This is a genomic window from Sphingobium sp. B1D7B, from assembly GCF_025961965.1.
In the GTDB taxonomy this organism is placed as follows: Bacteria; Pseudomonadota; Alphaproteobacteria; order Sphingomonadales; family Sphingomonadaceae; genus Sphingobium.
Map to the genome: position 1 here is coordinate 2,466,805 of NZ_JAOQOR010000001.1, position 16,597 is coordinate 2,483,401.

Annotated in this window: 15 protein-coding genes; 8 read left to right on the forward strand and 7 right to left on the reverse strand. The window is 64.8% G+C overall.

Annotated elements, in window-relative coordinates; translation table 11 throughout:
• Positions 1 to 305: 305 nt before the first annotated feature.
• Both M2336_RS11505 and rnd read right to left on the reverse strand, forming a co-directional pair.
• Entirely contained in the window at positions 306 to 602 is a 297-nt protein-coding gene (locus M2336_RS11505; RefSeq protein WP_264572630.1) for an I78 family peptidase inhibitor, read from the reverse strand.
• A 66-nt stretch (positions 603 to 668) separates the two neighbouring features.
• Entirely contained in the window at positions 669 to 1,856 is a 1,188-nt protein-coding gene (gene rnd / locus M2336_RS11510) for a ribonuclease D (protein WP_264572631.1), read from the reverse strand.
• Positions 1,857 to 2,002: 146 nt separating this feature from the next.
• On the opposite strand from rnd, the gene aspS reads away from it, so the two are divergent.
• Together aspS and M2336_RS11520 are read left to right on the forward strand one after the other, a co-directional pair.
• On the forward strand, positions 2,003 to 3,784 hold the full coding sequence (gene aspS / locus M2336_RS11515) for an aspartate--tRNA ligase (RefSeq protein WP_264593007.1): 1,782 nt from the start codon (positions 2,003 to 2,005) through the stop codon (positions 3,782 to 3,784).
• A gap of 38 nt (positions 3,785 to 3,822) precedes the next feature.
• Complete coding sequence (locus M2336_RS11520; RefSeq protein ID WP_264593008.1) at positions 3,823 to 4,608, forward strand: polyphosphate kinase 2 family protein; 786 nt, start codon at positions 3,823 to 3,825, stop codon at positions 4,606 to 4,608.
• Positions 4,609 to 4,613: 5 nt separating this feature from the next.
• Here M2336_RS11520 and M2336_RS11525 read toward each other — a convergent pair whose 3' ends face one another.
• Genes M2336_RS11525 through M2336_RS11545 form a run of 5 tightly spaced genes read right to left on the reverse strand, consistent with a single transcriptional unit; the run spans position 4,614 to position 8,443 of the window.
• On the reverse strand, positions 4,614 to 5,111 hold the full coding sequence (locus tag M2336_RS11525; RefSeq protein WP_319801473.1) for an N-acetyltransferase: 498 nt from the start codon (positions 5,109 to 5,111) through the stop codon (positions 4,614 to 4,616).
• A 10-nt stretch (positions 5,112 to 5,121) separates the two neighbouring features.
• Positions 5,122 to 5,772, reverse strand: a complete 651-nt coding sequence (locus M2336_RS11530) for a hypothetical protein (RefSeq protein WP_264572634.1) — start codon at positions 5,770 to 5,772, stop codon at positions 5,122 to 5,124.
• Positions 5,769 to 6,257, reverse strand: a complete 489-nt coding sequence (gene greB / locus M2336_RS11535; RefSeq protein WP_181559438.1) for a transcription elongation factor GreB — start codon at positions 6,255 to 6,257, stop codon at positions 5,769 to 5,771. The genes M2336_RS11530 and greB overlap by 4 nt, the downstream gene beginning before the upstream one ends.
• On the reverse strand, positions 6,254 to 6,436 hold the full coding sequence (locus M2336_RS11540) for a hypothetical protein (RefSeq protein WP_264572635.1): 183 nt from the start codon (positions 6,434 to 6,436) through the stop codon (positions 6,254 to 6,256). The genes greB and M2336_RS11540 overlap by 4 nt, the downstream gene beginning before the upstream one ends.
• Positions 6,437 to 6,490: 54 nt before the next feature.
• Positions 6,491 to 8,443 carry a lytic transglycosylase domain-containing protein gene (locus tag M2336_RS11545; protein ID WP_264572636.1) on the reverse strand — a complete coding sequence of 651 codons (1,953 nt, stop codon included), beginning with the start codon at positions 8,441 to 8,443 and terminating at the stop codon, positions 6,491 to 6,493.
• A gap of 147 nt (positions 8,444 to 8,590) precedes the next feature.
• On the opposite strand from M2336_RS11545, the gene dapA reads away from it, so the two are divergent.
• From dapA to M2336_RS11575, 6 genes are all read left to right on the forward strand, one after another.
• Positions 8,591 to 9,469 (forward strand): 4-hydroxy-tetrahydrodipicolinate synthase, encoded by an 879-nt coding sequence (gene dapA / locus M2336_RS11550; protein ID WP_181559441.1) that lies wholly within the window; start codon positions 8,591 to 8,593, stop codon positions 9,467 to 9,469.
• A 46-nt stretch (positions 9,470 to 9,515) separates the two neighbouring features.
• The gene (smpB, locus tag M2336_RS11555; RefSeq protein ID WP_264570111.1) at positions 9,516 to 9,998 is read left to right on the forward strand and encodes an SsrA-binding protein SmpB; all 483 of its coding nucleotides are present in this window, start codon (positions 9,516 to 9,518) and stop codon (positions 9,996 to 9,998) included.
• Positions 9,998 to 10,606, forward strand: a complete 609-nt coding sequence (locus M2336_RS11560; RefSeq protein ID WP_264572637.1) for a DUF2062 domain-containing protein — start codon at positions 9,998 to 10,000, stop codon at positions 10,604 to 10,606. The genes smpB and M2336_RS11560 overlap by 1 nt, the downstream gene beginning before the upstream one ends.
• Positions 10,607 to 10,674: 68 nt before the next feature.
• Positions 10,675 to 13,044, forward strand: coding sequence for a response regulator (locus M2336_RS11565; protein ID WP_264574868.1), 2,370 nt, complete (start codon positions 10,675 to 10,677; stop codon positions 13,042 to 13,044).
• A gap of 107 nt (positions 13,045 to 13,151) precedes the next feature.
• Positions 13,152 to 14,333: an HlyD family secretion protein gene (locus M2336_RS11570; protein ID WP_264572638.1), complete on the forward strand. Its 1,182-nt coding sequence runs from the start codon at positions 13,152 to 13,154 to the stop codon at positions 14,331 to 14,333.
• Positions 14,334 to 14,338: 5 nt separating this feature from the next.
• Complete coding sequence (locus M2336_RS11575) at positions 14,339 to 16,513, forward strand: glycosyltransferase (RefSeq protein ID WP_264572639.1); 2,175 nt, start codon at positions 14,339 to 14,341, stop codon at positions 16,511 to 16,513.
• Positions 16,514 to 16,597: the final 84 nt, after the last annotated feature.

Genomic DNA, 16,597 nt, shown 5'->3' on the forward strand with positions numbered 1-16,597 from the left:
CCGAGCGGCGTCGTTCTGATCCACTCGGAACGCATAAAGCGAATAGCCGACGTGTTGTGCGGTGACGCGTTACCTAACGATGTTCCGGGAAGTCCAACCACTATCAACTGCGCGTTCGTAGTTCGGTATTGGAGCAGAGACGCTCACACCGTGGCGCGGATGATCCGCCAAAGCGACGCTTGGGAGATAGACGACGCTCTAACGGTGACCCGCGATCGCCGGTAAGCCGAACGTCCGGAAAGTCGCCTATCGGGACGGCTGTACAGTGTCGTACCCCTGAATTGCCGGCGCAGCCCAGCCCCCCGTCACCCGCAATTCACCCGCTCGATCATCATCGCATTATCATAGCTGATGTTCAGCCGGTCCTCGCGATAGTCCATCGTCATGGCCGAGCGAGGCGGGCCCCAGCGTAGGGTGCGGGCGCCGGATTTGGCGAGGAGGTCGGCGCCCAGAGTCGCGGTTGCGCGCTGGCCGATGGCGCTTTGCAGGCCTTCCGCCGAACAGGCGCCGTTGCCGGCCAGTGGCGGTTCGCCCACGCTGGTCGTGGCGGTAGCGCAGGCCGTCAGCGGGGCAAGAGCGAGAAGGGGAGCGATCATGCGCATGGTGCCGGGCCTTTCCTCAAAAGGCCAGCCTAGCATGCGGGCGTCCACCGGTCATCCGGCAGGCGATCAGTCGTTGGGCTCGGCCAGCTTTTCCGTGCGGGTCATCAGCAGCTTGCCGTCGCGCACCGCGAAGGCCATGCGGCCTTCCACCAGATCCAGCGCGTCGCGGCCGAATTGCTCGAACCGCCAGCCTTCCAGAATCGGCAGGTTGGTCCGCACGCCGGCTGCCAGCATCTCCAGATCGTCGGCGCGGGCGAGCAGGCGCGAGGCAACGTTGATCTCGCGCGAGCGGATCTTGAGCAGCAGCTTGAGCAGATCGGCGACCAGCGCGCCTTCCTTGCCGAGGCCGGGCCGACCGGGATCGCGCTCGGGCATTTCGTCGCGGGGGAGGGGGCCGGCATCTTCTACTGCAGCCATCAGCCGCGCGCCGATGTCATTGCCCTTCCAGCTTGCCGAAAGCCCGCGCACCTTGCCCAGATCCTCCTGCTTGCGCGGCGGATGGGAGGCGATGTCGGCCAGCGTCTCGTCCTTGACGATGCGCCCGCGCGGCAGGTTCTTGTCCTTGGCCTCGGTCTCGCGCCATGCGGCGAGCGCCTTCAGGCGCCCGAGAACATCGGCCTTGCGGCTGGAAATGCGCACGCGCTTCCACGCCTCGGCCGGATTGACCTCATAATTACCGGGATCGGCGAGCCGCTCCATTTCCTGATTGAGCCACACGCCGCGCCCCGTCTTGCGCAGTTCCTCCAGCATCATCGGGAATATCGCGGCGAGATGGGTAACGTCGCCGATCGCATAATCGATCTGCCGTTTGTCCAGCGGACGGCGCGCCCAGTCGGTGAACCGCGCGCCCTTGTCGAGATGGATGCCCAGCCAGCTATCGACCAGATTGCTGTAGCCGATCTGCTCGCCCTGGCTCAGCGCCATGCTGGCGATCTGCGTGTCGAACAGCGGGTGCGGCGTCTTGCCGGTGAGGTTGAAGACGATCTCGATATCCTGCCCGCCGGCATGGAAGACCTTGAGCACATCCTCATTGGTCACCAGCAGGTCGAGCAGTGGCCCCATGTCCAGCCCGGGCGCCTTGGGGTCGATCGCCGCGGCTTCCTTCCCATCGGAGATCTGGAAAAGGCACAGCTCCGGCCAATAGGTGTTCTCGCGCATGAACTCGGTATCCACGGCGACAAAGTCGGCCTTGGACAACCGCTCGCACAGCGCGGCGAGGGAAGAGCTGTCAGTGATCAATGGATGGATTTGCATATGGCAGGTGATCTTATTATTGGCCGGTCCTCGGATTGGGGGCCGGCGGCACGCTTGAGCGTATCACCATATCCCCCACAAGTCGTCTTTGTCATCCAATTGGCGCCCTCGCAATGAGGCGCGTGAAAATAAAAGGCCGTTAGACCATGCACGCCTATCGCACGCACACCTGCGGGGAGCTCCGCGCCGCCAATGCCGGCGAGACTGTTCGGCTGTCCGGCTGGGTCCACCGCAAGCGCGATCATGGCGATCTGGTGTTCATCGATCTGCGCGACCATTATGGCATGGTGCAGATCGTCACTGAGGTCAGCGGCCCGGTGTTCGACGTGATCGAGAGCCTGAAGGCCGAGAGCGTCGTCACCATCACCGGCACGGTGGTGGCGCGCGCCAAGGAAGCCGTGAACCCGAACCTGCCGACCGGCGAGGTCGAGGTGCGGGCGGCAGAGGCCGTCGTACTCTCCGCCGCGCAGGAGCTTCCGCTCCCGGTCGCGGGTGAGCAGGAATATCCCGAGGATATCCGCCTGCGCTATCGCTTCCTCGATCTGCGCCGCGAGACGTTGCACGCCAACATCGTCAAGCGCACAAAGATCATCTCGGATATGCGCCGCCGCATGGAAGGTGCGGGCTTTACCGAATATTCGACCCCCATCCTCACGGCGTCTTCGCCGGAAGGCGCGCGCGACTTCCTCGTGCCCAGCCGCATTCATGCCGGCAAGTTCTACGCGCTGCCGCAGGCGCCGCAGCAGTATAAGCAGTTGCTGATGGTCGCCGGCTTCGATCGCTATTTCCAGATCGCCCCCTGCTTCCGCGATGAAGACCCGCGCGCCGACCGCCTGCCGGGCGAGTTCTACCAGCTCGATCTGGAAATGAGCTTCGTAACGCAGGAAGATGTGTGGAACACCATGGAGCCGGTGATCGCGCAGGTCTTCGAGACCTTTGCCGATGGCAAGCCGGTGACCCCGGCCGGCAGCTTCCCGCGCATCCCCTATGCCGAGGCCATGCTCAAATATGGCAGCGACAAGCCGGACCTGCGCAACCCGATCATCATCACCGATGTGACCGATCACTTCGTCGGCTCGGGCTTTGGCATCTTCGCGAGCATCGTCGAGAGCGGCGGCGTCATCCGCGCCATTCCGGCGCCGGGCGCTGGCGCGGGCAGCCGCAAGTTCTTCGATGAGATGAACAACTGGTCGCGCTCGGAAGGTTTCTCGGGCCTTGGCTATATCAACATCAAGGATGGCGAGCCGGGCGGCCCCATCGCCAAGAATCACGGGCCTGAGGCGACCGCCAAGCTGATCGAAGCGCTCGGCCTTGGTCCCAATGACGGCGTGTTCTTCGCTGCCGGCAAGGAGGCGCAAGCCGCCAAGCTCGCCGGTCTTGCCCGCATCCGCGTCGGCGAGCAGCTTGACCTGATCGACAAGGACCGCTTCGACCTGTGCTGGATCGTGGACTTTCCGTTCTACGAATATGACGAGGACTCCAAGAGCCTGGACTTCGCGCACAACCCCTTCTCCATGCCGCAGGGCGGGATGGAGGCGCTGGACGGGCCCGATCCGCTGTCGATCAAGGCTTTCCAGTATGACATGGTGTGCAACGGCTTCGAGATCGCGTCCGGCTCGATCCGCAACCAGTCGCCCGAGCTGATGGTCAAGGCCTTCGAGAAGGTTGGCCTGAGCAAGCAGGATGTGGAAGATCGCTTCGGCGGCCTCTACCGCGCTTTCCAATATGGCGCGCCGCCGCACGGTGGCATGGCCGCCGGCGTGGACCGCATCGTGATGCTGCTCTGTGGCGCTGTGAACCTGCGCGAGATCACGCTGTTCCCGATGAACCAGCGCGCCGAGGATCTGCTGATGGGCGCGCCCTCCAACGCGGAGCTCAAGCAGCTGCGCGAACTGCACATCCGCGTCGTCGAGCCGCAAAAGAGCTGAACTCTCGACAATGGCTGGCCGCACGATAGGGTGCGGCCATGACCATCAAGCTCTCCGATTACGAAAAAGGCGCCGATTTCGACGGCGACTTCGACAAGGCGCTGCTCAAGCTCCAGAAGCGGCTGGAGAAGATCCAGGTCGCCCACATCATCCACAAGCGCCGCAGCGTGGTGATGCTGGAAGGGTGGGACGCCGCCGGCAAGGGCGGCATCATCAAGCGAATGACGTCGCTGCTCGATCCGCGCTATTTCCACGTCTGGCCCATCGGGGCGCCGACGCCGGACGAACTTGGGCGCCATTTCCTATGGCGCTTCTGGACCAAGCTGCCCGCGGACAAGCACATCGCGATCTTCGACCGAAGCTGGTACGGGCGCGTGCTGGTCGAGCGGGTGGAGGGCTTCTGCACAAAAGCCGAGTGGAAGCGCGGCTATGACGAAATCAATGCGTTCGAGGCGCAGCAGATCGATAGCGGCACCGCGATCGTGAAGCTGTTCGTCCACATCACGCAGAAGGAGCAGGACAAGCAGCTTGCCCAGCGGCTGGACGATCCCTTCAAGCGCTGGAAGACGGGCACGGAGGATTATCGCAATCGCGACAAGCGGGCTGATTATCTCGATGCGATCAAGGACATGTTCGCCAAGACCGACACCAAGCAAGCGCCCTGGCAGGTGATCGATGGCAATGATCGCAAGGCTGCGCGGATCGCGGCGCTCACGTGCATCGCCGACCGGCTGGAAAAGCATGTCTCGATGGAGATGCCGGACGTCGATCCCGCCGTCGTGAAACTGGCGCATGAGGCGTTCGGCTATCAGCCGGAGGAGTGAGCGGCTCAGGCCTGATCCATGAGGCTGCGGTACATCACGAGCGCATCGACATAACCGTGAACCGGATGGTGGAACGCGCCGGGAAGCGCCCCGACCATGCTAAATCCCATATGCTGCCATAGGCGCACGGCGCGGATGTTCGTGGAAATCACCAGGTTAAACTGCATTGCGCGGAACCCCTGCGCGCGGGCCGTCTGCAGCGAGTGGCGGCACAGCGCCTGCGCGATGCCTTTCCCACGCTGGTCGGCCCGGACGATATATCCGGCATTGGCGACATGGGCAGCCGGGCCGGTCGAGTTTGCGCGCAAGGTGTAGCTGCCGACGATGCCGGTGTCGGATGTCGCGACGAACACCTGCTTGTCCGGCGCGGTCCAGTAGGCGTGGGCACCCGCCTCATCCAGATCGCGGGCGAGGGGAAAGGTCGCGCCCTCGCGGATGACCGGCTCGAATACGGTCCAGATGTCCGGCCAGTCGGCGGCCGAGGCGGGGCGGATGTCCATCATGGCGAGGCGCTCAGTCCTGCGCGGCCGGGGCGTAGCGCATCGTGCCGTCGCGCCAATGGAGAACCAGCTTGTCGTCCTCGCGAGTCACCAGCGTATCGCGGAAAGCGGCAACGCCCATGTCATTGGGGGTCAGGATGATGTGGACGCGAAGATGCTCCTGCGCGGGCAGCGGGATCACCTCGGATTTGGTGCCGAAAAATACTTCGGAGACTTGAATCGAGCGCGGACGGCGTTTGCCTAAATCGCCGGTCCAGCCGTCGCTCTGGGTATAGTCGGCGATGGTGTCGCCATCGTCGAGGGTGAGCTCAAAATCGACGGCGGGAACGCCCACTCCATTGGGCCAGGTGACCAGCAGGGTGAACGGCTCGTTCCCGTCGCTGGCTACATCGGCGAGCGAGAACGCTGCCGGCTTGGGGGTCGGCTCGGTGGTGAGGCGCAAGGTGCCGTCATCCCTGCATTCCCAGCGCCCCGCTGCCGATTCGTCCACAGCGCCGGCGGTGAACATGTAGCGGAAGCGACCATCCGGGTCGATTTCCAGTGCCGAGGCTGCATCCGGCCCGGCATCGGCCATGAAGAGCCCCGTCGGGCAATCTGCAGCCCATGCCCCCGACGCCGTGCCGGCCAGCAGCCCAATCCCCAGCAAGGCCGTCCGCGCGATCATTGCGGATAGCTGATGGCGAGGATTTCCCATTCCTTGCTGCCGCCCGGCAGGTCGACGCGGCGTAGGTCGCCCACGGCAGCTCCTCTCAGGGCGCGCGCCAGCGGCGTATCCCAGCCGATCCGAGCGGCGCCGGCATCCGCCTCGTCATTGCCGACGATGGTAACACTGCGCTGATTGTCCTCCTCATCGGCGAGCGTGACCGTCGCGCCGAAGAAGATGCGGCTCTTGTCCGGCTGCTGCGCGGGTTCGACGATCTTGGCGAGCTTCATCCGCTGCGCCAGCCATTTCAGGCGTCGGTCGATCTCCCGCATCCGCTTGCGGCCATAGAGATAGTCGCCATTCTCGCTGCGATCGCCATTGCCGGCGGCCCAGCTGACGATCTCCACGATCTTGGGCCGTTCTTCCCCGAGAAGCTGGTCATATTCGGCGCGCAGCGCGGCAAAACCGCCCGGCGTGATGTAGTTCGGCCGAGGCAGCGCGCTCATTTGCCCCGGCGTTTCGGCCGCTTGCTGGCATACATCAGGGCTGCAGCGAGCGCCGCCGATCCGATGCCGACGCCGGCCCAGAAGGCCTTGGTCCCGCGCTTCTCGTCGGTCTCGGCGGCGTCGGCAGGTCCGGAAATGGACGTCGATGCGGGCGCGGAACTCGTCTCACTTTCAGTCATGGTCTCTATTCTGTTCTGGGTCGAAAGGTCGGATTAGCTGGATGCGGGCGGGCCTCAGCCGGGCAAGGACTTGCCCAGGAACCGGCTGAGCGGCGCCAAGTCGGCGGTGCTCTGCACGGGGCTCAGCATGTCATAAATCACGGCATTCTCCAGCACGCGCTGCACATAATTGCGCGTTTCGAAAATGGGAATGTCCTCGATCCACTGGACCATGTCCACGCCGGGCAGGCGCGGGTCGCCGTTGGATTGCAGCCAGCGGTTCACTCGGCCCATGCCGCCATTATAGGCGGCGATGGCGAGCGGGTAGCTGCCGTTGTAGTAGCGCAGTAATTGCTGGAAATAGGCACTGCCGAGCTGCACGTTATAGTTCGGGTCGTAGAGCGAGCTTTGGTTGAAGCTCATGCCGATCTTGCCCGCGACTTCGCGCGCGGTGGAGGGGAGCAGCTGCATCAGGCCATGCGCATTAGCGTGGGAGACGATGGCCCGGTCGAACTGGCTTTCCTGCCGGGTGATTGCGTGGATCATCGTCCAGTTGGAGCGATCGCTCAGCGGCACGTTCATGCGGGGGAAGCTGTAGTCGGGCGCGGCGCTCAGGCCGTTGCGGCCGGCGCTGCGTGCGGCCATGACGCCGAGATCCGGGCGGCCCAGGACTTGCGCCAGTTCGCCGGCAAGCGCCAGTTCCGTGTCCGTCTGCGCATTGTCGGCAATGGCGCGGATGAACAGCGACTGGTCGCGGGTCTGCCCGTTGCGCCCGAGCAGGCTGGCGGCGCGCACCACCGGTCGCGCCATGAATGCGGCCCGCTCGCTGGCGCTGGGGCGCACGGCACTGGCGAGCGCATCGGGATTGACGCGGCGTTTGAGACGCTCGAGCGCGAGCTGGCCATAATATTGATCGGGATAGCTGCCGGCCTTCTCGAAATGCGCAGTCGCCTGCGCCTGCCGGCCAGCAGCCAGCGCTGCGCGTCCGGCCCAATAATGGCCCTTGGAGCTGGTCTGGCCCGATTTGGCGCCATTGGCATAGCGGTCGAACATCGCTTCGGCGTCGGCGGGGCGGTTCAGCTTGTTGAGCGCGATCATGCCCGCCAGCCATGTGAGGCTGGTATAATCATCGCGCACGCCCAGCGATTGCGCACTGATGTCTGTCCCACGGGGGAAGGCATCATCGACCTTGGAAGCAATGGCAAAGGCGGTGCTGAACTGATTGTCATTGTTCGCGGCGCGGGCCTGCGCCAGCAGCACCTCATACCATTTTTCCGGGTCGGTCGGGCGCTGCATCAGCGCCGTGCGGTTGCCGAGCAGGCTGCGCGCCGCAGCAAGGTCGCCATTGTCGGTCAGCCAGCGTGCCTTGTCGGCCAGATAGCCGGCGTCGAGCATCCCCACGGGATCGGCCGGACCCATGAGGGCCGCAGCATTGGGCGATTTGCGCTGGAAGGCGATCCGCGCGGCGACAACCGCCTGGCGGGTCACCGGCACCGAGGCGAGCAGGCGTTCGGCGATCTCGGGGCGACGTTGCCACAACGCTGAATCCGCGCGCTGCAAATGATCCTCTGGCGTGAGGGTGGATGCGAACTGCATCCGCAGCCGGTCCTCCCATTTGGCATCCATGGCGCCGGAGGCCCAGGCGTCACGCGCCATTTTTTGCGCTTCGCCCTGCTTGCCCATTCGCGCCAGCGTCAGCGCATGGATGGCCTTGGCCTGCGCAGAGCGTGCGGGATATTTTGCGAAGAAGGCGAGAATGACCGACGGCTCGTTGATGTCCGCATCCACGCGGCGCTCGGCATAGGAGCGCAGCTTGGATTCCTCGGGCCAGCCGGGGTTGGCGAGCAGGAAGTTGGCGTAGACCGAGAAATCGTGGCTGTCGCTGGAGGCAATGCGGCGCCAGTTTTCAATCGCATCGCGGGTGCGTGCTTCGTCATTGGCGCCAGCGGCAAGGCGCTCCTGAACGGCCTGCCAGGTGACGGTCGGCGTGCTTTGCTGAGACGATGCAGTGGTCGCTGCCAAGGCCATGGCCGCAACAAGAACGACAGCAGATAAGCGAAGGTCTTTTCCCATGGGAAGCATTATGGCAGAGCCTCGATGATCGAACGGTGAACGGGCGCGTGCATTTGCCCCACTATGCCTGTCCGAGCGCGCGCTTTGAAGGAGTTTTTTCATATGTTTTCCGGCTCGATTCCGGCACTGATCACCCCGTTCCGTAATGACAGGCTGGATGAGGACGCATTCCGCAGCTTCGTGGACTGGCAAATCGAGGAGGGATCGAGCGCCCTCGTGCCGTGCGGAACGACCGGCGAGAGCGCCACGATGACCATCGAGGAGCATAATCGCGTCGTACGGATCTGCGTCGAGCAGGCGGCTGGGCGCGTGCCGGTGATTGCCGGCGCTGGCTCCAACGATACCCGGATCGCGCTGGAACATATGTTCGCCGCGCAGGCCGCCGGTGCCGATGCCGCGCTTGTCGTCGCGCCCTATTACAACAAGCCGAGCCAGGAGGGGCTGTACCAGCATTTCGCCTATCTGGCCTCGCGCTGCGATCTGCCCATCGTGCTCTACAATATTCCGGGCCGCTCCATCGTGGATATCGGCGTGCCGGTGCTGCACCGGCTGGTCGAGGAATTTCCGAGCATCGTGGGCCTCAAGGATGCGACCGGGAATATCGGCCGCGTGACCGCCCAGCGCCTCGCCTGCGGGGCGGACTGGTGCCAGCTTTCCGGCAATGACGAGACGGCGCTGGCGTTCAACGCCATGGGCGGCCGGGGCTGCATTTCGGTGACGGCCAATGTCGCGCCGCGCCTGTGCGCCGATTTCCAGAATGCCTGCCTTGAGGATCGCTGGAAGGATGCGCTGGCGTTGCAGGACCGGCTCTATCCGCTTCACGATGCGCTCTTCACCGATTCTTCACCGGGCCCGATCAAATATGCGCTCTCGCGGGTGCGACCGGAGATGCCGTGCGAGCTGCGGCTGCCGATAACATGGCCATCAGGTGCCTCGCGTGCGACGGTAGACCGCGCTCTAGAGATCGCGGGGCTGGTTTAGGCTGGTCACATCGCCTAAATCTGGCGCTCATTACAGAAAGATTCCAATGGCTCGCCCGCGCCCTGCGACATTCAACAAGGTCAAGACCGTGGCCGAGAACCGGCGCGCCCGTTTCGATTACGCGATTGAGGACGTTTACGAAGCGGGCATCATGCTGCGCGGCACCGAGGTTAAATCGCTGCGCTTTGGCGATGGCTCCATCACCGAGAGCTATGCCGAGGTGAAGGATGACGAGATATGGCTGATCAACAGCAACATCCCCGAGTTCAGCCACGGCAACCGCTTCAATCATGAGCCCAAGCGCCCCCGCAAGCTCCTGCTGCGCGAGCGCGAGATCGCCAAGCTGCACGGCGCCGTCGCCCGGCAGGGCATGACGCTGGTGCCGTTGAGCGTCTATTTCAATGAGCGCGGCAAGGCGAAGGTCGAGCTGGCGCTGGCCAAGGGCAAGAACGTCCGCGACAAGCGCGAGACCGCCAAGGAGCGCGACTGGAAGCGCGAACAGGGCCGCATCATGCGGGAGCGGGGCTGATGCCCAAGCGCCGGCTGATCAAGGCGTTTCGCGCGTCCATGCCCAGCCGGGAGAGCCTGGCGGAAAACCGGTTCGTCAAGCCGGTGGCGCATCGCGTGCTGGCCCCCGAGCTGTGGCGCTTCACCCGCAGGTCCGTGCCGCGCGGCGTGGCGTTGGGCTTGCTCGTCGGCATCTTCCTGCTGATCCCCGGGCTGCAGATTGCCGGCGCGGCGCTGCTGGCGCTGCCATTCCGCGCGAATGTGCCGCTGGCCGCTGCGATGACCTTCCTGTCCAATCCCGCGACGACGCCCTTCATCCTCGCCGCATCCTATTATGTCGGCGCAACCATGTTGGGGCGCTCCGGCGATGTTAGCCAGGTGATGGCGCTTATTCATCAGGAGGCGGGGCTGGCGGAATGGACGGCTTGGCTGCTGTCCTCGACGGCGCCGGTGCTGCTGTTCGGCCTGTTCGTCGTGTCGGTCGTCTCGGCCGCAATCGGCTATTTCGTTTCCTCCTGGCTGTGGAAGAGCCGCATCGGACGGAAATGGCGCGGGCGTCAGGCGGGGCGCTCGGAAAGCGCTGAGACCGGAGGCGACGGGATTTTGCCGTTGGGAGGGCAGATTTCGTGAGCGATGGGGGAGCGAATGCGCGCAATGGCGATTTGCTCAATCTGACGGCAAATCAACCGCGCTTCCCCATGCTGCTGCTCGTCGCTCTGGTCGCGCTGCTGGCGGGCGCGCCGCTGTTATGGCTGTTCGGCGATCCCGCTGTGGGCGCCGTGTTCGGGGCGTCCGTGCTCGCGGTGTCCGCGCTGCTCTGGGTGACGCAGCGCAGCCTCGCGCCGGTCGTGCCGGCTACGCCTGCAGACCCGGACTGGACGCTGATCCGCGCGGCGGCAAATGCAGCCGGTTGCGCCATCGCCCTGACCGACCGGACGGGCCGCATGGTGTGCGCCAACGATCATTATGGCGACTGGTTCGGTGGCTATCCCGCGCCGGCCGAGATCGACATTTCCCCGAGCGATCTCAACCGCGTGGCGCAGGCCGGACAGGCGGCCTGGCGCGAGGGCGAAATCACCGTGCGTGGCATATTGCGCGGCAGCCTGCATCTCGATCTGCAGGTCACGCGCACCGGGCGGGCGGATGACTATCTGCTCTGGCGGTTCGAGAGTGTCCAGCAGGCCAGCATTGTCGATGATTTCGGCCGCATCATGGCTGGCGAGGCGGGCGAGCGCCTGTCCGATTCCGGCTTGATGTGCGTGATGATCGGTGGGGAAGGGCGCATCCGTGCGGCCAATCCCGCCTTCATCCTGCGCGCGACCGGCCGCGCGGACAGCATCATCGAGGGTCGCGACTTCGCCGGCTATATGCGCGTGGACGCCGAGGGCCGCATCTTCTTCGCGCAGGAAGAAAAACAGGCGGTGCCCATCCGCATGATCCAAGTGCCGCTGCGCCCGGATGATCCCTCCGGCCAGATCGTGCTGGTCATGGTGGATGAGAGCGTGTCTGCGGTGGAGGGCATTTCCAGCCTCGCTTATGTCGAAGCCCTGCTCTCGCTGCTGCCCTTCGGCCTTGGCATGGCCGACCGGGAAGGGCGGCTTTTGTTCTTCAACAAGGCCTTTGGTCGCGCTGCGGGCATCCCGCCGGGCGAGAAGCCGAGCTATCCGGGCGATATCGTGGTGGTGGAGGATCGCGCCGCCGTTGCCGACACTATCCGGCGCTTTGCCAATGGCCCGCAAATGTCCGGCGACATGCAGGTCGGCCTGCTCGGCGCGCCGGACGAGCCCGTGTCTCTGAGCCTCGCCGGGGTGAGGGGGCTGGGCGAGGCCGCGGTGCTGCTGAGCCTCAAGGACAATAGCGAGGAATCGCGCCTCAAGCGTCAGGTCGCCCAGCAGACCAAGATGCAGGCGGTCGGCCAGCTTGCCGGCGGCGTGGCGCACGACTTCAATAATATCCTGACTGCGATCATCGGCCATTGCGATCTGATGTTGATGCGCCACACGCCCGGCGATAGCGACTATGACGACATCCAGCAGGTCAAGGCCAACTCCAACCGCGCTGCCTCGCTGACGCGCCAGCTTCTCGCCTTCTCGCGCCAGCAGACGTTGCGCCCGCAAGTGCTGCAATTGCCCGATGTCGTGTCCGAGGTCTCCAGCCTGCTCAAGCGGCTGCTCGGCGAGAATATCCGGCTGGAGGTCTTCCACGGCCGCAATCTCGGCCATGTCCGCGCCGACCCTGGCCAGCTCGAGCAGGTCATCGTCAATCTGGTGGTGAACGCGCGCGATGCGATGCCGGAAGGCGGCACGGTGACGGTCCGCACTTTCCCGGTCTCCGCTGCCGATGTGCGCGAGATGAAGAACGAGATCATGCCCATCGGCGACTATACGGGCCTCAGCATCTCGGACACCGGCACCGGCATCCCGCCCGAGGTGCTGGGCAAGATTTTCGAGCCCTTCTTCACCACGAAGTCTGTCGGCAAGGGCACCGGGCTTGGGCTCTCCACCGTCTACGGCATCGTCAAGCAGTCCAACGGGTTCATCTTCTCCGATTCGACCGTGGGGCAGGGCACCACGTTCAACATCTATCTGCCGGTGCACGCGGTCGCTTCGGAAGGCATGTCTTCCCCCGTGGCCCCGCGCAAGGCGGCGGTCAGCGAGACATGGGGCACCGGCACCATCCTGCTGGTCGAGGATGAGGACATGGTGCGCAACGTGGCCGAGCGTGCGCTGGCCCGGCAGGGTTACACCGTCGTCACCGCCTCGGATGGCGAGCAGGGACTGGCGCGGCTTGCCGAAGCCGAGCGGATCGATCTGCTGATTTCCGACGTGGTGATGCCGGGGATGGATGGCCCGACGATGGTCCGCCATGTCCGGGAGAGCCATCCTGACATCCCGGTGCTTTTCATGTCCGGCTATGCCGAGGAGCAGCTTCGCAAGTCCATCGACATCGAGAATGTGGCTTTCCTGCCCAAGCCCTTCTCGGTCTCCCAACTCGCCGAGGCCGCGCGCGATGTGCTGGCGAGCGCCCGCCAGGGCGATCTGCAGGATGATGCGACCGCCCGCGCATAACACGGCCCAGCCGTGCTTCGGCTAACGATATCGTAACCACGCCACTGCTAGTCCCGCTCGGTGGGCGCCGGGCAGACGCCCGGTATCTTTCAGGGGTGGTGGTATTCATGAGTCGCGTTGAAACGATCCTGCGGGCGCGCAGCACGCGCATTGCGCTGGCGGTAGCCTTGCTGAGCACGGGCGCCATTGGCTTTGCGCCTTATGTGTTCAACGATGTGTCGACGCAGGCGGCGGTGAACGCGCCGATCATCCGCCTGACCGCTGCGGCGGACGGGACGGTGGCGGCGCTGCCCGCCGATGGCCAGTATTTCATGAAGCCGACGCCCGTGCATCTGCTCGATCTCTCGCAGGACACCGGCGAGGTCGCGGAACTCAAGGCCCGGGCCGAAATCGCCCTCGCGCAGATCGATCTCGCCAAGCGCCAGCTCGGCGAGCTGACCGCGCAGGAGGTCCGGCTCGGGCGCCGCGCCACGGTGTTCTCCAACGCCACGACGGCGCGCCTCTACGAGGATCAATCTGCCGCTGGCGCTGCCTTGTCCGGTTGCCAGGCCGAGCGGACAGAACTTCGCGCGAGCCTCGCCCGCGCCCGCCAGCTCTCCGAGCAGGGCTTCATGTCTGCCTCCGGCGTGGAAAAGGCCAGCGCCTTGCTCGCCGCGAAGGACAGCGAGTGCAGCGGCCTTGGGGCCAAGATCCAGTCCATCGGCATTGCCCGCAACGCCGCGCGCGCCGGGGTGTTTCTGGGCGACAGCTATAATGATGCGCCTTATGCCGTGCAGCAGGCCGATCGCGTGGTGCTCCAGCGCCAGACCATTGAAAAGATGCTCACCGACGCCAATGCCGAGTATACCCAAACGCAGCTCCGGTTGAAGGATGCGCAGGCTCGCGCCAATTATGTGGCGCCAGCCGGCACGCTGGTCTGGGCGACCACCGCCAGTTCCGGTACCTCCATTCGTGCCGGCGAGCCGGTTGTCGATCTGGTCGATTGCCGCCGTCGCTTCGTGCAGGTGGCCTTGCCCGAGCGCAAGGCGGAGGTGATCCACGCTGGCTCGCCCGCGAACATCCGGATGATCGGCGCGAGCGAGTGGATGAAGGGCCGGGTCATCGCGATCACCGGCGCTGCCGGTCGCCGACAGGAAGGCCTGCTCGCCGCCTCGACCTATTCCCTGCCGGAAGCGCGCGAGATCATCGTCGATGTTGCGCTGCCCGAGCAGGTGCCGGCCAAGGCCGACGCCGCGCGCAAATGCGATGTCGGGCGTCTGGCTGAGGTGCGGTTCAGCCGCAGTCTCTAAGGCGTATGACCGACGTCGCTTTCACGGCGCCCTGGGCCTCGCTGGCGCTGGTGCTGGGCGCCTTCGTCATATTCGGCGGGCTATGGCCGTCGCGTGTCGGCATCGTGGCGACGATTGCGGCTGCCATCGTCAATTATCTGCACTGGCGGATTGTCTATACGATTCCCTGGAGCGGCAGCTTCAGCGAGCTTTGGTGGCCGGTCTCCTGCCTGATCGTGGAGGTGCTGGCGCTGTTCGATGCCGGCATTCTTCTGGCGATTCTTTCGCGCCCGACGGACCGCTCGGCTGAAGCCGATGCGGGGGAAGCCCGGCTGAGAGCTTTATGGGCGGAGAATGCCGATCTTCTGCCGCCGGTGGACGTGTTCATCGCGACCTATAATGAGCCGCGCGAGGTGCTGGAGAAGACGATTCTCGGCTGTCTCGCGATGGATTGGCCGGAGGCGCGCGTTTGGGTACTGGATGACGGGCGGCGGCCCTGGGTACAGGACATGTGCCTCGCCAAGGGCGCCGGATATATCACCCGGCCGGACAACAAGGGCGCCAAGGCCGGCAATATCAACCATGGCCTCACCCAGACGAATGCGCCGTTCGTCGCCGTGTTCGACGCCGATTTTGTGCCCCAGCGCGATTTCCTCATCCGCACCATGGGCTTTTTCGAGAATGAGAAGATCGGGATCGTCCAGATCCCGCACAGCTTCTACAATCACGATCCCATGCAGACCAATCTTGGCCTGCAGCAGGCCATGCCGGACGATCAGCGCTTCTTCTTCGAGGCGATCATGCCGGGCCGGGATGGCTGGGATGCCTCCTTCTGCTGCGGCTCCAACTCGGTGACGCGCCGGGCGATCTTCGACGAGATCGGCGGCGGCCTGCCCGAGGGCTCGATCACCGAGGATATGCTGCTGACCCTGGCGAGCCTGCGCAAGGGGTACATCACGCGCTATCTCAACGAACCGCTGGCTTATGGCCTCGCGCCGGAAAGCACCGCTGCCTTCTTCGTCCAGCGTCAGCGCTGGGCGCAGGGCGCGATCCAGATTCTCTATCTCAACCATGGCCCGCTGGGGGGCACGCTGAAGCTGCGCTATCGGCTGCTGTTCCTTCCCTCTGCCTGGGTGACGCAGGGCCTGCAATCGGTCTTCACCATCCTCGCGCCGATCCTGTTCGCTCTGTTCAATCTGGCGCCGATGGTCGGGGTCGATCTGCCGGGCATTATCTTCTTCCTTCTGCCGATGATCGTCGCGCTGCTGGGTGGCATCAGCATGCTGGCGCCGGGCCGCTATTATCCGCTCGCGGCGCAGATCCTGTCCGTCTTCCAGACGTTCCGCATCCTGCCCGCTGCGCTCAAGACGCTGATCGCGCCGAAGGGACTGACCTTCAAGGTGACGCCCAAGGGCTCCGGCTCCAAGGGCGGCAAGCGCGGGCCGGGCGATTATGTGCTGTTCGCCTCGCTCACCCTCATGGCGGCGAGTCTGGCCAGCCTCGCCATCAACATGCTGCCCGATTATCGCATCGTCACGCAGGATGGCCTGCTGCCGGTCGTGGCCTTCTGGCTGGCGTTCAACATGGTGATGCTGCTGCTGGTGGCGATGATGTGCCTGGAGAAGCCGCGTGTGCGCGGCGAGGAGCGCTTCGACCTGCGCCAGACGGTGACGCTGATCGGCGATAACGGACAGATGCTCAGCGCCTCGAGGGGGGATATCTCCATCTCGGGCATCGGCCTGCATCTCGATGCGCCGAGCGGCTTCGCGGTGGGTGAAAGGGTGCAGATCGTGCTGCCCGACGTCGGCATATTGCGCGGCGAGGTGCGCTATTCTGCCCGCCGGATCGGTATCCTGTTCGACTTTCATTCCGAGGAAATTCGCGACCGGCTGATCGTGTCGCTGTTCACCAACGGTATGAACGTGAATGCGCTGCGTCCCTCAGCGCTCGCCGTCGCCGGTGCGATCGTCAGACGGCTCTGGTCGGCGGACCTCAGCATCCGCGCCCAGGCCGCATCCGCGCCGGAAGCTCCGGAGGTGCCGGTCGAGAAGCTCAGCGCCGCAACGCGCTGCATCGCGCCCCGCAAGCGGCCGGATTTGCGCGGTCCGGTACTGCTGACGGCGGAGGAGGGGGCTTCCCTCGCCGCTGCCAAGGTTGCGGTCGTGCCGGTCCCGGCGGAAGGTCCGCGCCGGGTCGCCTGACCTGCGCTCTTAAATTTCGTTCCCCTCTTGTTCCGCAAGAACAAATAGGATACATGGCTCTTGTGACTTTCGGTTCACGAGGAT

What these genes read in the sequence shown, in the direction of transcription:
- M2336_RS11505 (WP_264572630.1), bottom strand. Translation starts at nt 602, where the DNA reads ATGCGCATGATCGCTCCCCTTCTCGCTCTTGCCCCGCTGACGGCCTGC.
- M2336_RS11570 (WP_264572638.1), top strand. Translation starts at nt 13,152, where the DNA reads ATGAGTCGCGTTGAAACGATCCTGCGGGCGCGCAGCACGCGCATTGCG.
- M2336_RS11565 (WP_264574868.1), top strand. Translation starts at nt 10,675, where the DNA reads ATGCTGCTGCTCGTCGCTCTGGTCGCGCTGCTGGCGGGCGCGCCGCTG.
- aspS (WP_264593007.1), top strand. Translation starts at nt 2,003, where the DNA reads ATGCACGCCTATCGCACGCACACCTGCGGGGAGCTCCGCGCCGCCAAT.
- M2336_RS11575 (WP_264572639.1), top strand. Translation starts at nt 14,339, where the DNA reads ATGACCGACGTCGCTTTCACGGCGCCCTGGGCCTCGCTGGCGCTGGTG.
- dapA (WP_181559441.1), top strand. Translation starts at nt 8,591, where the DNA reads ATGTTTTCCGGCTCGATTCCGGCACTGATCACCCCGTTCCGTAATGAC.
- M2336_RS11525 (WP_319801473.1), bottom strand. Translation starts at nt 5,111, where the DNA reads ATGATGGACATCCGCCCCGCCTCGGCCGCCGACTGGCCGGACATCTGG.
- rnd (WP_264572631.1), bottom strand. Translation starts at nt 1,856, where the DNA reads ATGCAAATCCATCCATTGATCACTGACAGCTCTTCCCTCGCCGCGCTG.
- M2336_RS11545 (WP_264572636.1), bottom strand. Translation starts at nt 8,443, where the DNA reads ATGGCCTTGGCAGCGACCACTGCATCGTCTCAGCAAAGCACGCCGACC.
- M2336_RS11530 (WP_264572634.1), bottom strand. Translation starts at nt 5,772, where the DNA reads ATGATCGCGCGGACGGCCTTGCTGGGGATTGGGCTGCTGGCCGGCACG.
- M2336_RS11560 (WP_264572637.1), top strand. Translation starts at nt 9,998, where the DNA reads ATGCCCAAGCGCCGGCTGATCAAGGCGTTTCGCGCGTCCATGCCCAGC.
- M2336_RS11540 (WP_264572635.1), bottom strand. Translation starts at nt 6,436, where the DNA reads ATGACTGAAAGTGAGACGAGTTCCGCGCCCGCATCGACGTCCATTTCC.
- M2336_RS11520 (WP_264593008.1), top strand. Translation starts at nt 3,823, where the DNA reads ATGACCATCAAGCTCTCCGATTACGAAAAAGGCGCCGATTTCGACGGC.
- greB (WP_181559438.1), bottom strand. Translation starts at nt 6,257, where the DNA reads ATGAGCGCGCTGCCTCGGCCGAACTACATCACGCCGGGCGGTTTTGCC.
- smpB (WP_264570111.1), top strand. Translation starts at nt 9,516, where the DNA reads ATGGCTCGCCCGCGCCCTGCGACATTCAACAAGGTCAAGACCGTGGCC.